The organism is Microbacterium sp. UMB0228, from assembly GCF_002871415.1.
Classification (GTDB): Bacteria; Actinomycetota; Actinomycetes; order Actinomycetales; family Microbacteriaceae; genus Microbacterium.
The window spans coordinates 75,223-88,478 of the sequence record NZ_PNFU01000008.1 but is presented as its reverse complement, the minus strand read 5'-3'; the positions used below and the strand labels follow the sequence as shown (position 1 = coordinate 88,478).

Annotated in this window: 15 protein-coding genes; 9 read left to right on the top strand and 6 right to left on the bottom strand. The window is 72.0% G+C overall.

Translation table 11 applies throughout. From position 1 onward, the window contains the following. The 6 genes from CJ226_RS16010 to msrA all read left to right on the top strand — a co-directional run bounded on the left by CJ226_RS16010 (nucleotide 1) and on the right by msrA (nucleotide 4,585). A complete protein-coding gene (locus tag CJ226_RS16010) occupies nucleotides 1–945 on the top strand; it encodes a dihydrodipicolinate synthase family protein (protein WP_102209801.1) in 945 nt (314 codons plus the stop codon). Continuing rightward, the gene (locus CJ226_RS16005) at nucleotides 945–1,877 is read left to right on the top strand and encodes an ROK family protein (RefSeq protein ID WP_102209800.1); all 933 of its coding nucleotides are present in this window, start codon (nucleotides 945–947) and stop codon (nucleotides 1,875–1,877) included. Before CJ226_RS16010 ends, CJ226_RS16005 begins: the two co-directional genes overlap by 1 nt. Next, the gene (locus CJ226_RS16000) at nucleotides 1,874–2,560 is read left to right on the top strand and encodes an N-acetylmannosamine-6-phosphate 2-epimerase (RefSeq protein ID WP_102209799.1); all 687 of its coding nucleotides are present in this window, start codon (nucleotides 1,874–1,876) and stop codon (nucleotides 2,558–2,560) included. The genes CJ226_RS16005 and CJ226_RS16000 overlap by 4 nt, the downstream gene beginning before the upstream one ends. After that, a complete protein-coding gene (locus CJ226_RS15995; RefSeq protein WP_180964627.1) occupies nucleotides 2,557–3,474 on the top strand; it encodes a DUF4862 family protein in 918 nt (305 codons plus the stop codon). The genes CJ226_RS16000 and CJ226_RS15995 overlap by 4 nt, the downstream gene beginning before the upstream one ends. Nucleotides 3,475–3,578: 104 nt before the next feature. Further along, nucleotides 3,579–4,046, top strand: a complete 468-nt coding sequence (gene msrB / locus CJ226_RS15990) for a peptide-methionine (R)-S-oxide reductase MsrB (protein WP_102209798.1) — start codon at nucleotides 3,579–3,581, stop codon at nucleotides 4,044–4,046. Next, nucleotides 4,043–4,585 (top strand): peptide-methionine (S)-S-oxide reductase MsrA, encoded by a 543-nt coding sequence (gene msrA, locus CJ226_RS15985; protein ID WP_025102782.1) that lies wholly within the window; start codon nucleotides 4,043–4,045, stop codon nucleotides 4,583–4,585. The genes msrB and msrA overlap by 4 nt, the downstream gene beginning before the upstream one ends. Before the next feature lie 88 nt (nucleotides 4,586–4,673). Here the strand turns inward: msrA and CJ226_RS15980 are convergent, their stop codons facing one another. From CJ226_RS15980 to CJ226_RS15960, 5 genes are all read right to left on the bottom strand, one after another. Next, on the bottom strand, nucleotides 4,674–5,474 hold the full coding sequence (locus tag CJ226_RS15980) for an alpha/beta fold hydrolase (protein ID WP_102209797.1): 801 nt from the start codon (nucleotides 5,472–5,474) through the stop codon (nucleotides 4,674–4,676). Nucleotides 5,475–5,591: 117 nt separating this feature from the next. Beyond that, nucleotides 5,592–7,061, bottom strand: a complete 1,470-nt coding sequence (locus CJ226_RS15975) for a catalase (protein ID WP_102209796.1) — start codon at nucleotides 7,059–7,061, stop codon at nucleotides 5,592–5,594. A gap of 64 nt (nucleotides 7,062–7,125) precedes the next feature. Further along, entirely contained in the window at nucleotides 7,126–7,545 is a 420-nt protein-coding gene (locus tag CJ226_RS15970; protein ID WP_025102779.1) for a Fur family transcriptional regulator, read from the bottom strand. 69 nt (nucleotides 7,546–7,614) lie between these two features. Continuing rightward, nucleotides 7,615–8,532 carry a DnaJ domain-containing protein gene (locus tag CJ226_RS15965; RefSeq protein ID WP_102209795.1) on the bottom strand — a complete coding sequence of 306 codons (918 nt, stop codon included), beginning with the start codon at nucleotides 8,530–8,532 and terminating at the stop codon, nucleotides 7,615–7,617. A 65-nt stretch (nucleotides 8,533–8,597) separates the two neighbouring features. Continuing rightward, entirely contained in the window at nucleotides 8,598–9,251 is a 654-nt protein-coding gene (locus CJ226_RS15960) for a YigZ family protein (RefSeq protein ID WP_102209794.1), read from the bottom strand. Nucleotides 9,252–9,384: 133 nt separating this feature from the next. Here CJ226_RS15960 and CJ226_RS15955 point away from each other — a divergent pair, with 133 nt between their 5' ends. The 3 genes from CJ226_RS15955 (at nucleotide 9,385) to CJ226_RS15945 (ending at nucleotide 11,777) form a co-directional block, all read left to right on the top strand. Then, entirely contained in the window at nucleotides 9,385–10,626 is a 1,242-nt protein-coding gene (locus CJ226_RS15955; RefSeq protein WP_102209825.1) for a sensor histidine kinase, read from the top strand. Continuing rightward, complete coding sequence (locus CJ226_RS15950) at nucleotides 10,623–11,246, top strand: response regulator transcription factor (RefSeq protein ID WP_102209793.1); 624 nt, start codon at nucleotides 10,623–10,625, stop codon at nucleotides 11,244–11,246. The genes CJ226_RS15955 and CJ226_RS15950 overlap by 4 nt, the downstream gene beginning before the upstream one ends. A 78-nt stretch (nucleotides 11,247–11,324) precedes the next feature. Then, nucleotides 11,325–11,777, top strand: coding sequence for a DUF2871 domain-containing protein (locus CJ226_RS15945; protein ID WP_102209792.1), 453 nt, complete (start codon nucleotides 11,325–11,327; stop codon nucleotides 11,775–11,777). A gap of 4 nt (nucleotides 11,778–11,781) precedes the next feature. On the opposite strand, the gene cycA is transcribed toward CJ226_RS15945, so the two are convergent. After that, nucleotides 11,782–13,251, bottom strand: a complete 1,470-nt coding sequence (cycA, locus tag CJ226_RS15940) for a D-serine/D-alanine/glycine transporter (RefSeq protein WP_062637847.1) — start codon at nucleotides 13,249–13,251, stop codon at nucleotides 11,782–11,784. Between the last annotated feature and the right edge of the window lie 5 nt (nucleotides 13,252–13,256).

Here is a 13,256-nt window from a genome sequence, read left to right as displayed (position 1 = left end):
ATGCCTTCCCCCGCTCCCGCCCTGTCGTTCTCCGGCGTCGTCCCGCCGGTCGCCTCCCCGCTGCTCCCCGACGGGACGATCGACCACGCGTCGCTCACCCGCCTCGTCGAGCGCCTGATCGGGGAGGGCGTCTCCGGACTGTTCGCGCTCGGCTCCACCGGGGAGACGGCGTACTTCACGGACGACCAGCGCGTCGAGCTGCTGCAGACCATCGTCGCCGCGAACGCCGGACGCGTGCCCGTCATCGCCGGCGCGATCGAGCTCACGGCCCCGCGCATCATCGAGACGGCCCGCCGGCTCGTCGCCGCGGGCGCGCAGGCGATCGTGACCACCGCGCCGCTGTACACGCTGAACTCGCCGGCCGAGGTCGCCGCGCACTTCCGCACGATCGCCGCCGCGATCGACGTGCCGCTCTGGGCCTACGACGTGCCGGTGCGGGTGCACTCCAAGCTCGGCATCGACCTGCTCGTGCAGCTCGGCCGGGAGGGCGTGATCCACGGGGTGAAGGACTCGTCCGGCGACGACGTCGGGTTCCGCCGACTGATCGCGGCGAACGAGGCCGCCGGTCGCCCGCTGCAGCTGCTCACCGGGCACGAGGTCGTGGTCGACGCGATGGCCCTCGTCGGTGCCGCCGGTGTCGTCCCGGGCCTGGCGAACGTGGAGGCCGCGGGCTACGTGCGCCTCTGGGAGGCCGCGCAGCGCGGTGACTGGACGACCGCCCGGGCCGAGCAGGAGCGCATCAACCGGCTCTTCGACATCGTGTTCCAGCCGCAGGGGCTGTCCGGCGACGCCACCGGCGTCGGCGCGTTCAAGGCGGCGATGCACGCGCGCGGCATCATCGACCACGCGACGATGGCCGACACGGTGGAGCCGCTCTCCCCGGAGGCCGTCGCCGGCATCCGCACGATCCTCGACGAGCTCGGTCTGCTTCCGGTCGCCGTCTGATGCGCGAGGTCGTCCTCGCCGTCGACATCGGCGGCACCAAGACGGCCGCGGCGCTCGCCGACCGGGAGGACGCGCTGCTGCGCACCGCCGCGGCGCCGACCCCCGCGAGCGCGGGACCCGCCGCCGTCGTGGCGACCGTCGCCGCGCTCGCGGAGGAACTGCTCGACGAGGAGTCCGCGCTCGTCGGCGTCGGCATCGGCACCGCGGGCGTGGTCGACGCGCGGACGGGGACGATCGTGTCGGCCACCGACACCTTCGCCGACTGGCCGGGCACCCCGCTGGCCGCCCTGATCCGGGAAGTCCTTGCGGATCGCCTCCCCGCCGATGCGCCGGTCGCCGTGCAGAACGACGTCGACGCGCACGCCGCGGGGGAGCACCGGCACGGCGCCGCCGCCGGAGCCGCGAGCGCCCTCGTCGTCGCCGTCGGCACCGGCGTCGGCGCGGGCGTCATCCTCGACGGCCGTCCGGTGCGCGGTGCCCATCACGTGGCGGGCGAGCTCGCGCACCTCCCGATCCCGGGGGCGGCGCACCTCCGCTGCCCCTGCGGCCGGCACGGACACCTCGAAGCGCTCGGCTCCGGCATCGGCCTGCACCGGCACTACCTCTCGCTCGGCGGTGACGCGGCGCTGCGCGATGCGCGCGGGGTCGCCGTCGCGGCCGGCACGGGGGACTCCCTCGCCGTCCGCGCCATCCAGGACTCCGCCGCCGCCGTCGGCCGCGCACTCGCGGGAGCCGCGACCCTCCTCGACCCCGAGCGGATCGTCGTCACCGGCGGCGTGCCGCGCATCGGCGAGCTGTGGTGGGACTCCCTGCGGGCGGCCTTCCACGCGGACGCCATCGACGCCCTGCACGACACCCCCATCCTGCCGGGAACCCTCGGCGACGACGCGCCGCTGCGGGGCGCGGCGGCATCCGCCTGGAGGCGACCATGACATCCACCCCCATCCTCGAACGCCTGCGCGGCGGCCTGATCGTCTCCTGTCAGGCGTACCCCGGGGAGGCGATGCGCGACCCGCGCACCATGGCGCAGGTCGCCGACGCCGCCGTCGTCGGGGGTGCCGCCGGGATCCGCGTGCAGGGCATCGACGACATCCGCGCGGTCGCCGCCCTCCCGGTGCCGATCATCGGGCTGTGGAAGGACGGCGACGCCGACGTCTTCATCACGCCGACGCTGGAGCATGCCGTGGCCGTCGCCGACGCGGGCGCCGACATCGTGGCGATCGACGGCACCCGACGCCCGCGGCCCGACGGCCGGACCCTCGCGGAGACCATCGTCGGGCTGCGCGCGCATTCCGACGCGCTCATCATGGCCGACTGCGGTTCGCTCGACGACGCGCTCGCCGCCGAAGCCGCGGGCGCCGACATCCTCGGCACGACCCTCTCCGGCTACACCGGGGAGCGTCCGAAGAGCCACGGCCCCGACCTCGAGCTCATCAGCCTCATCGCGGCACGCTGCACGCGCCCGATCGTCGCGGAAGGGCGCATCCACACCCCGGCGCACGCCGCCGCCGCGATCGCCGCGGGGGCCTACGCGGTCTGCGTCGGCACGGCCATCACCCATCCGGCCACCATCACGTCGTGGTTCGCGCGGAGTCTCGCCGGGGCCCGTCCGTGACCCCCGTGCTCCTCAGCGCCTATCCGCTGTCGCCCGCGCACACCCAGTGGGATCCGGCGCTGGAGGCCGCGCTGCTGCCGGAGCTCTGCGCGCTCCCCGGGGTGGCCGGGCTCGAGGTGCCGTGGATGGGGGCGGTCCATCCACACGACCCGTCCTGGCTCCTCGACCACGTGCCGGCCGTGCCCCTTGCGGTCACCGCAGTGCCGTTCGTCATGCGGCGGCTCGGGGAGGACCCGTCGTACGGCCTCGCCTCACCGCAGGCGGAGGGGAGAGCCGCGGCGGTGGCGGATCTGCGGCGCGTGGCGGACGATGTCGCGCGGCTCACCGCCGAGAGCGCCGCAGCGGTCGCGGTGGTGATGCTGCACACCGCGCCCCGCGGGAGCGGAGACGGGGACCCGCTCGCCCGGTCGCTGGAGGAGGTCGCGGCGTTCGACTGGAGCGGAGCCCGGCTCGTCATCGAGCACTGCGACGCCGCCGTTCCCGGTCAGACGCCCGAGAAGGGGTTCCTCCCGCTCGCGGCCGAGATCGCGGCCATCCGGTCCGCCGACGCCCCGGTCGGCCTCTGGCTCAACTGGGGGCGGTCGGCGATCGAGCTGCGGGACGCGGACGCGGTGACCGCGCAGATCGCCGACGCCGCGGCCTCGGGGCTGCTGACCGGGCTCGCGTTCTCCGGGGCCGCGCCGGTCGAGAGTCCGTACGGCCCCGCCTGGGTGGACGCGCATCTGCCCATCGCGGAGACCCATCCCGCGTCCGCCTCGCTGCTCGACGCGGCGCACGTCCGCGCGGGACTCCACGCCGCGGGCGACGTGCCCTGGCTCGGCCTCAAGGTCGCGCGGCGGCCGGAGGATCGCACGGTCGCGGAGATCGTCCGCACCGCGGAAAGGAACCTCGCCGTCGTCCGAGACGCGGGCTGAGCGGAAACTCCCAGCCCGCTCCCAGCCCCGCGGGACCAAAACGGACCCGTCCCTGGTTCTCCTCTATGACGCCGCAGCCAGCGGCGTCGGACAAGGAGCCACTCATGTCGAACGACTACGGCAGGACCCCCGAGGCCGTCAGCGGTCTCACGAACCTGCAGTACGAGGTCACGCAGCAGGACGCCACTGAGCCGCCCTTCCGCAACGCCTACTGGAACACTCACGACGACGGCATCTACGTCGACGTGGTCTCGGGGCAGCCGCTGTTCTCCTCCCGGGACAAGTACGACAGCGGCACCGGCTGGCCGAGCTTCACGCGCCCGATCGACGCCGACGCCGTGACCACGAAGACCGACCGCACGCTGTGGATGACCCGCACCGAGGCGCGGTCGTCCGGTGCCGACAGCCACCTCGGACACGTCTTCGACGACGGACCCCGCGCCGAGGGCGGCCTGCGCTACTGCATGAACTCGGCCGCCCTCCGCTTCATCCCGGCGGAGGATCTCGAGAAGGAGGGGTACGGTCGCTACAGCCCCCTCTTCACCACCCACACCTCTGAGGAGCAGTCATGACCGACACCGGAACCATCACCCGCACTCCCGGGACCGAGACGGCCGTCCTCGCGGGCGGCTGCTTCTGGGGCATGGAGGACCTCATCCGCCGCCAGCCCGGCGTGATCGACACCCGCGTGGGCTACACCGGCGGGGAGAACGACCACGCGACCTACCGCAACCACCCCGGTCACGCGGAGGCCGTGGAGATCGTGTTCGACCCGAGTGCGACGACCTATCGCGACATCCTGGCGTTCTTCTTCCAGATCCACGACCCGTCGACGCTGAACCGTCAGGGCAACGACATCGGGTCGAGCTACCGGTCGGCGATCTTCCCGCTCACCCCCGAGCAGGAGCAGGTCGCGCGCGACACGATCGCCGACGTCGACGCCTCCGGGCTGTGGCCGGGGAAGGCCGTCACGACGATCGAGCCTGCCGGTCCGTTCTGGGAGGCCGAGCCCGAGCACCAGGACTACCTGATCAAGTACCCGAACGGCTACACGTGCCACTTCCCCCGCGCCGGTTGGGTCCTCCCGAAGCGCGAGGACGCCACCGCCTGATCCCCGAGACCCCGCTTTCCCGCCGAGACCCCCTCCTGCACGCGAGTGTAGGAGGGGGTCTCGGCGCGTAGACGGGGTCTCGGCGGAGTCAGGACTCAGCGAAGAAGGCGAGCGCGGCCTCTTTGAAGTCGCGGGAGCCGGGGGCGTTGAAGTGGTGGCGGTTCGGGAGCTCGACGAAACGGGCATCGGGAGCCGCGGCCGCCAGTGCCCGGGAGCCCTCGATGATCGCGTCCTTCGATCCTGTCGCGAACAGCAGCGGCACGACCGGGGCGTCCGCGGGATCCGGATCGATCGTGCCGGAGCCTCGAAGTCCCTCGGCCAGGGCGATGAGCGCGCGCAGGTCGTTCCCTGGCACCCGCTCGGTTAGCGCGATGTAGTTCTGCGTCGTGCGGTCCTCCACCGGGGTGCCGTCCGCGATGTACGCGCGCACCTGGTCGAGGTCGAGACGCGCGAGGGGGATGCCGTCGGGGACCCCGCCCAGGACCGCCCGGCCGATCCGATGCGGGAGCTCGCGGGCCACCTCCCACCCCACCCGGGCGCCGAGCGAGTAGCCGAGGTAGAACGCGTCGTCGACGAGGTACGTGTCCATGACGGTCTCGACGTCGGTCACGAGGTTGCGGATGGCGTAGGCGTCGGACTCGTGCGGCTTGTCGCTCTGCCCGTGCCCCCGCTGGTCGAGTGCGAGCACGCGGTACCCCGCCCTGGTCAGCTCGCGCACCCAGCCGGTCAGCACCCAGTTGTCGCGCGCGCCCGAGGCGAAGCCGTGCACGGTCACCACGACGGGGGCGTCGAGCTCCCCCCACGTGTACGTCGCCAGTCGTGTGCCGTCCGCCGCGTAGACGTGCTGCGGGTCGGGCATCTCGGTGAGGTCGGAGAGGGGAACAGCCACCCCACCATCCTCCCCCCACTCCTCCCTTCCGTGGCGCCGAGACCCCGGTTACACGCCGAAACCCCCTCCCCGCCGTGTCGCGGAGAGGGGGTTTCGAGGAGAACCCGGGGTCTCGGGTCAGACGCGGTCGCGCAGAGCGGCGCCGAGCTCGGCGTCCACGTTCGTCCAGTACTGGAAGAAGCGCTCGCGGATGGCGTCGACCGTGATCGAGCGGCCCTGACCGGTCAGGACCTCCAGGAAGCGGGCGCGCTGCGGGCCGTCGAAGACCTCGCGGTACAGCGTGCCGGCCTGACCGAAGTCGTCGTCCTCGGCGTGCAGCGTCGCGGCGGAGCGGGTGAGCTCGCCGTCCGCCGACCAGTTCACCTCGATGCCCTTCGCCGGGTCGGCCGCGGGGCCACCGGGGGTCCCGAAGGAGTTCGGCTGGTAGGTGCGGTGCGCGGCGTCGTTGTACTGGTACCGCATCGAGCCCTCGTGCTGGTAGTTGCGGGTCTCGGCGGCGTGCGGCTGGTTCACCGGCAGCTGGTTGTAGTTCGCGCCGATGCGGTGACGCTGGGCGTCCGGGTAGGCGAACATGCGGCCCATGAGCATCTTGTCGGGGGAGATGCCGGTACCGGGCACCTGGTTCCCCGGCGCGAAGCCGGCCTGCTCGATCTGCGCGAAGAAGTTCTCCGGGTTGCGGTTCAGGGTCAGCGTGCCGACCTTGATGCGCGGGTAGTCCTTCTTCGAGATCGTCTTGGTGAGGTCGAAGGGGTTGAAGCGGTAGTCCTTGGCCTCGTCGTACGGCATGATCTGCACGTACAGGTCCCACTTCGGGAAGTCGCCTTCGGCGATCGACTGGAACAGGTCGCGACGGTAGTGGTCCGCGTCGGAACCGGCCAGCTGCTCGGCCTCCTCCGGGCTCATCGCCTCGACGCCCTGGTGAGAGATGAAGTGGTACTTGACCCAGAACACCTCGCCCTCGGCGTTGATCCACGAGTAGGTGTGGGAGCCGTAGCCGTTCATGTGACGCCAGCTGCGGGGCAGGCCGCGCTCGCCCATGAGGTAGGTCACCTGGTGGGCGGTCTCGGGCGAAAGGGTCCAGAAGTCCCACTGCATGTCGGCGTCGCGGAGCCCGGAGTCGCCGAGGCGCTTCTGCGAGTGGATGAAGTCCGGGAACTTGATGGCGTCGCGGAGGAAGAACGTCGGGGTGTTGTTGCCGACGATGTCGAGGTTGCCCTCGGTCGTGTAGAAGCGCAGCGAGAACCCGCGCACGTCGCGCCAGGTGTCGGGGGAGCCCTGCTCACCGGCGACGGAGGAGAAGCGGAGGAGGGTCTCCGAGGTGGCGCCCGGCTGGAACACGGCCGCACGGGTGTACTTCGAGACGTCCTCGGTGACGACGAACTCGCCGAACGCGCCGCCGCCCTTGGCGTGCGGGTTGCGCTCCGGCACCCGCTCGCGGTTGAAGGAGGCGAGCTTCTCGACCAGGTAGTGGTCGTGCAGCGCGGTGGGGCCGTCGGGGCCCACGGTCAGCGAGTGGGTGTCGCTCGCGATCGGCGCTCCGGCCTGCGTCGTCGTGGCCGGACGGCCCGCGTCGGTGGGGTTGGTCATGGTCTTCTCCTTCTCCGCGCGGACATGCCGAACGGACCCTCGGGGAGGGGATCGGTGGATGCGCCTACGCGGCGTTCTGGCAGCTGGGGCAGAGGCCCCAGAAGGTGACTTCAGCTGTCTGCACGGTGAAGCCCCCCGTCGAGGACGGGGTGAGACACGGCGCCTCGCCGACGACGCAGTCCACATCGCCGACCGCACCGCAGGAGGTGCAGACGACGTGGTGGTGGTTGTCGTCGATGCGCCGTTCGTACAGCGCCGCGGAGCCTGCCGGTTCGATCCGGCGGATGAGGCCCGCCGTCGTCAGGTCCGCGAGGATGTTGTGCACCGACTGGATCGACGTGGTCGGAAGCACGTCGGACACGGCGCGGTAGACCCGCTCCGCATCCGTGTGGGCCATGGAGCCGAGAGCCTCGAGAACGGCGACGCGGCCCGCAGTCGCACGCAGCCCGGCGTCGCGCAACGCCGAGTCGAGTTCCGTCTCCATGCCCTCGACTCTACACGTGTTTTGAGTGATTCAAAAGAGCATGCCGGGATGCCGGGCGCGTCGCCGCCGTCAGACGAAGCGGACCGTCTGCTGCAGCCGGGTGCGGATATCGAACAGCTCGTTGCCGCCGATGGCCCGCGCCCCGGGCACGCCCTGACGCAGCACCATCGCCAGCGCGCTGCGACGCACCACCACGACCGGGACCCCGCGGTTGCTGCCGAGCGGGGTGACCGCCTGGGCGAGGTCGTCGTCGGGGAGCACCACGATCGCCCCGGCGAACTTCACCTTCGCGGCCTTCGCCACCGCGCGCATCCGGGCGAGAGCCGCCGTGACCGGGGCCCGGGTGCCGAGGCTCGGGCCGGTGATCTCCCCGCGGCGGAACCCCACGATCCCGCCGAAGTCCTCGGACATGACGCCGTAGAGGCCGGAGGGGCTGAGCACCACGTGGTCGAGCTTGTCCTCGGGGGTCTGTCCTGCGGCGACGTCGTGCCAGACCGTGAAGCCCATGCCGAGGTCGGAGACCGTGCGGGCCGTGGCCTCCTCCGCCAGCGCGTCGGCGAGCAGCCGCCGGAGCTCCCGTGGGGCGGCGCGCACGAGGGCCGGGGCGTACGGGTCGGGGACCTCGACCCCGTGACCCGCCCACTCGCGGATCAGGGAGAGGTAGCGTTCGCGGCGCCAGCCCCCGGGGTGTCCGTAGGAGCGGGCGCGCGGCCGGGTGTCGGTGCGCACGGTCTGCGGACGCCAGCCGCTCCATTCGCCGCCGTCGTCGGTCAGGCCCGCGCGGCGATCGTACGCGGCGCGGTCCTCCACGGTGCCGATGAGCTCCCACGCGCGCTGGACCTGGATGAACACGGCCGCGTCGCCGCCGGTGTCGGGGTGGGTCTGCCGCAGTCGCAGCCGATACGCCCGCCGGAGCTCGGCGTCGTCGACGGCCGGATCCACGCCGAGGATCTCGTACGGCGAGGCCGAGAGCGGACTGTCGAACATCGCTCTCCTTCCGCGACCGCGGCGTCCAGGATATCCGTCGGACGGTGTGCGGCCGCCGGGAGGCCTCAGTCCGCGACGTCGACGATCCGCTCGATCCCGGCCACCGGGGCCACGGCGCCCCCGGACGCGGCGGCGAGGTCGGCGGCCAGACGCGGAAGCGCGGCGGCGGGCACCCACAGCTCCAGCTGCGCGGAGGCCCCGTAGGTCGGCGTGCCGAGCGTGGCCCCGTGGGACGCCGCCCAGTCGCGGAGCAGGTTGTCGTAGCGGCCGGCCTCGGCGTGCGGGACCTCGATGGTCGCCTGGGTGAGCGCCTCGCGGCGGACGAGGGCGGCGCGGTCGAGCGTCTCGGACACCGCTGTGGAGTAGGCGCGGATGAGGCCGCCCGCCCCCAGCTTCACCCCGCCGAAGTAGCGGGTCACCACCGCAACGATGTCCGTGAGGCCGCGGCGCCGGAGGACCTCGAGCATCGGGACGCCGGCCGTTCCGGAGGGCTCGCCGTCGTCCGAGGAGCGCGCCTGATCCCCGTGCAGACCGGTCACCATCGCGGTGCAGTTGTGGTTCGCGTCCCAGGCGCGCTTCCGGATCGTCGCGATGACGGCTTCGGCCTCGGCCACCGACGACACCGGTGCGACGTGCGTGAGGAAGCGCGACTTGCGGATGACGAGCTCGTGGTCGACGGCTGCCGCGATCGTCGCCGGGAACGGGTGCGGTGTCGACATCGGCCCCACGATACCTCCGTTCGAATCGCCTGATTGGTCCCAAATCTGGGCCGGATGCCGCCAATCGGGCGATTCGAACGGGGTCGACCGAACGATGGAGGCGCACACCGGCCCGGCGGACGAGAATGTCAGCATGCCGACCGGAGACACCGCCGAGACCGACCACCCCGGAGGGCGGACGGGACGCACGCGCTCCTGGGGGCGCCTGGTCACGTCGCTCCGTGTCGGCCAGGCCGTCATCACCGTCGTGCTCACCGTCGTCGGCGTCGTCCGCTCCCTCGCCGACGGGGTCCCGGTGCCGTGGCTGCTCGCGACCGCCCTCGCCTTCCTCGGCTGGTACGGCGGCGGACTCCTGCTCTCCTCCCGCACGGACGACCGGGCGCTCGCCACCGGCTGGCTGCTGGGGCTCACGGCCATCTGGCTGGGGGCGGTGGCGCTGTCGCCGGAGTTCGTGTGGCTCGCGTTCTCGCTGTGGCTGCTCGCCGGCTTCCTGCTGCGACTGCGATGGGCTGTGCTGCTCAGCGTCCTCATCCTCGCCGTCGTCATCGTCGCGCCGCTGCTGCACACCGGGACGACCACCTACGCGAACGTGATCGGGCCGCTGGTGGGCGGCATCTTCGCCCTCGGGATCTCCCGCGGCTACCTGGAGCTCGTCCGCGACGGGCGGGAGCGGCGGCGACTCATCGCGTCCCTCGTCGCGACGCAGCAGGAGATGGCGGCCCTCCAGGACGAGCTCGCCCGGACCCAGCGGGAGTCCGGCGCCGCCGCCGAGCGCACCAGGCTGTCGCGCGACATCCACGACACGGTCGCCCAGAGCCTGTCGTCCATCGTCCTGCTGGCGCGGTCGGCCGCCGAGCACGAGGACGGCCGGGATCGGGCGCTCGGGCAGATCGGGGCGCTCGCCGCGGAAGGGCTCGCCGACGCCCGACGCATCGTCGACGACCTCATGCCCGCCGAGCTGGACGGCTCCGCGCTGAGCGACGCCCTCGCCCGGATGCTCGAGCGCCTGACCGCCGAGACCGGGATCGTGGCCACCTTCCATGCCGACGAGGATCTGCCCGCACTCGGCCTCGACGCGGAGGTCGCCCTGCTGCGGACGGCGCAGTCCGCGCTCGCCAACGTGCGCAGCCATGCCGCCGCGACTCGTGTCGTGGTGACCCTCGCGGACGCCGGCGACGCGGTGCGGCTGGACGTGGTCGACGACGGTCGCGGCTTCGACCCGTCGCGGCTGGATGCGGCGGGGCCCGGCGGCGGCTACGGCCTGCGGGCGATGCGCGCCCGACTGCGCGAGCTCGGCGGCGGTCTCGACGTGGAGAGCGCCCCCGGCGACGGCACCGCGCTGTCGGCCCACCTGCCCCTCGGAGGCCGGTCGTGACCCCCGTGCGGATCCTGCTCGTCGACGACCACCCCATCGTGCGCGCCGGCGTGCGCTCGCTGTTCGACCGCCGCGACGACGCCGAGGTCGTGGGCGAGGCCGCGTCGGGGGAGGAGGCGGTCGTCCTCGCCCGGCACCTGCGTCCCGACGTCGTGCTCTGCGACATGCGGCTGGGGGCCGGCATGGACGGCGTGCAGACGACGGCGGCGCTCCGGGCGCTCGACCCGGCTCCGGCGGTGCTCATCCTCACGACGTTCGACCGCGACGCTCAGATCCTCGGCGCGATCGAGGCGGGGGCGGCGGGGTACCTGCTCAAGGACATCGCCCCGGAGGACATCGTCCGGGCCGTGCGACAGGCCGCGTCGGGCGGGCAGGCGCTGACGCCGGAGCTCACGGCGCGCGTCGGCCGCGCCCTCCGCGCCCCGCGGGTGCAGCTCACGGGGCGCGAGCTCGACGTGCTGCGGCTGCTCGACACCGGGGCCTCGAACCGGGAGATCGCGAAGGCGCTGTTCGTCACGGAGGCGACGGTGAAGACCCACCTCGTGCACGTCTTCGAGAAGCTCGGGGCCGACAGCCGCGCGAAGGCGGTCGCGATCGCGAGGGAGTCCGGTCTGCTCTGACGCCCGCGGTCTCCACCGTTCGATGGATCCGCGGCGACGGCCCCACGGCGAGGCTGGAGGCAGACAGAAAGGACTCCCATGCGCAGGCTCTTCACCGCCGCGTTCGCCTCCATGCTGGTGGGCGTCGCCTCCGGACTCTTCTACCGCGAGTTCACCAAGATCAACGGCTTCCCGGAGGGAGCGCCGACGCAGCTCGGACTCGTGCACACGCATCTGCTCGTGCTGGGCTTCGTCGTCTTCCTCGTGGTGATGCTCCTGGAGAAGGCTTTCGCGCTCTCCGAGAGCCGCCTGTTCGGCTGGTTCTTCTGGACCTACACCGCCGGGCTCGTGCTGACCTCGGCGATGCTCGTCTGGCACGGCTGCCTCACGGTGCTCGGTCAGGAGTCGACGAAGATGATCGCCGGCATCGCGGGCGTGGGGCACATGCTGCTCGCCGCCGGCATGGTACTGCTGTTCCTCGCGCTCCGCCCCCGCGTCTTCGCCCCGAAGGTCGTGGCCGCACAGCCCGCGACCCTCGAGTCGGTGGCCTGACGCCTCAGTCGGCCGGGATCGTGTCGTCGCGCAGGTACGCGATGTGCGCGGCGTGGCGCTCCCGGTGGTGCGGCGACTTCCGCACGAACAGCCAGGCGACGATGAGGATCGCGAACCAGATCGGCGTCACGAGCAGGGCGATCAGCGTGTCCGGCTGGGTGGTCAGCGCCCAGAGGATGAACAGGAAGAACGCGAGCACCACGAACACCATGAACACCCCGCCCGGCATCTTGAACGCCGAGGTCGCCGCCTTCTCCGGACGACGGCGCCGGTACACGAGGTAGCTGCAGAGGAAGATCGTCCACACGAACATGAAGCACACGGCCGACACCGTCGTGACCATCTCGAACGCCGTGCCGATGTCCTTGCCCGCGTAGAGCAGCACGACGCCGGACAGCAGCAGGATGCAGGACAGGAACAGGGCGTTCTGCGGCACGCGGCGCTTCGAGAGCCGGCCGAAGAACCGGGGGGCATCGCCGTCCTGCGCCAGCCCGAAGACCATGCGCGACGTGGAGTAGATGCCGGAGTTCGCGCTGGACATCGCCGAGGTGAGCACCACGAGGTTGACGACGGTGGCAGCGATGCCGAGCCCGGCGAGGGCGAACATCGCGATGAAGGGGCTCTCCCCGGCGACGTACTCGGTCCACGGCGTGACGGACATGAGGATGATGAGCGCGCCCACGTAGAACAGCAGGACCCGGATCGGGATGGCGTTGATGGCCTTCGGGAGGTTGCGCTTCGGGTCCTTGGTCTCCGCGGCGGCGGTGCCGACGAGCTCGATCCCGACGAACGCGAACACCGCGATCTGGAAGCCGGCGACGAAGCCGAGGAAGCCGTGCGGGAACATGCCGCCGTGCTCCCACAGGTTGGCGAAGCTCGCGGTGCCGGCGTCGTGCGAGAAGCCGGTGAGGATCATGACGAGACCGGTCACGATGAGGGCGACGATCGCTACGATCTTGATGAGCGCGAACCAGAACTCCATCTCGCCGAACGCCGCGACGGTGGGCAGGTTGAGCGCCAGGAGGATCACGACCACGAGGAGGCCCGGGATCCACAGCGGAATGCCGGGGAGGAGCGCATCGGTGTACCCCGCGATCGCGATCACGTCGGCCACGCCCGTGACCACCCAGCAGAACCAGTACGTCCAGCCGGTGAAGAAGCCCGCCCACGGGCCGAGCAGGTCGCTCGCGAAGTCGCTGAACGACTTGTACTTGAGGTTCGACAGCAGCAGCTCGCCCATCGCCCGCATGACGAAGAACAGCATGAACCCGATGATCATGTAGACGAAGATCACGGAGGGGCCGGCGACGGAGATCGTCTTGCCGCTGCCCATGAACAGGCCGGTGCCGATCGCCCCGCCGATCGCGAGCAGCTGGATGTGCCGGTTGCTGAGCGCGCGCCGCAGGTGCTCCTCGCCTCCGGCTGCGGTCTGCCCCTGGCGGATGGCCCCCGTGTCTTCCTTCGTCACGCTCATCTCCT

What these genes read in the sequence shown, in the direction of transcription:
- CJ226_RS16005 (WP_102209800.1), top strand. Translation starts at nt 945, where the DNA reads ATGCGCGAGGTCGTCCTCGCCGTCGACATCGGCGGCACCAAGACGGCC.
- CJ226_RS15955 (WP_102209825.1), top strand. Translation starts at nt 9,385, where the DNA reads ATGCCGACCGGAGACACCGCCGAGACCGACCACCCCGGAGGGCGGACG.
- CJ226_RS16000 (WP_102209799.1), top strand. Translation starts at nt 1,874, where the DNA reads ATGACATCCACCCCCATCCTCGAACGCCTGCGCGGCGGCCTGATCGTC.
- cycA (WP_062637847.1), bottom strand. Translation starts at nt 13,251, where the DNA reads ATGAGCGTGACGAAGGAAGACACGGGGGCCATCCGCCAGGGGCAGACC.
- CJ226_RS15960 (WP_102209794.1), bottom strand. Translation starts at nt 9,251, where the DNA reads ATGTCGACACCGCACCCGTTCCCGGCGACGATCGCGGCAGCCGTCGAC.
- CJ226_RS15965 (WP_102209795.1), bottom strand. Translation starts at nt 8,532, where the DNA reads ATGTTCGACAGTCCGCTCTCGGCCTCGCCGTACGAGATCCTCGGCGTG.
- CJ226_RS16010 (WP_102209801.1), top strand. Translation starts at nt 1, where the DNA reads ATGCCTTCCCCCGCTCCCGCCCTGTCGTTCTCCGGCGTCGTCCCGCCG.
- CJ226_RS15975 (WP_102209796.1), bottom strand. Translation starts at nt 7,061, where the DNA reads ATGACCAACCCCACCGACGCGGGCCGTCCGGCCACGACGACGCAGGCC.
- CJ226_RS15945 (WP_102209792.1), top strand. Translation starts at nt 11,325, where the DNA reads ATGCGCAGGCTCTTCACCGCCGCGTTCGCCTCCATGCTGGTGGGCGTC.
- msrA (WP_025102782.1), top strand. Translation starts at nt 4,043, where the DNA reads ATGACCGACACCGGAACCATCACCCGCACTCCCGGGACCGAGACGGCC.
- msrB (WP_102209798.1), top strand. Translation starts at nt 3,579, where the DNA reads ATGTCGAACGACTACGGCAGGACCCCCGAGGCCGTCAGCGGTCTCACG.
- CJ226_RS15970 (WP_025102779.1), bottom strand. Translation starts at nt 7,545, where the DNA reads ATGGAGACGGAACTCGACTCGGCGTTGCGCGACGCCGGGCTGCGTGCG.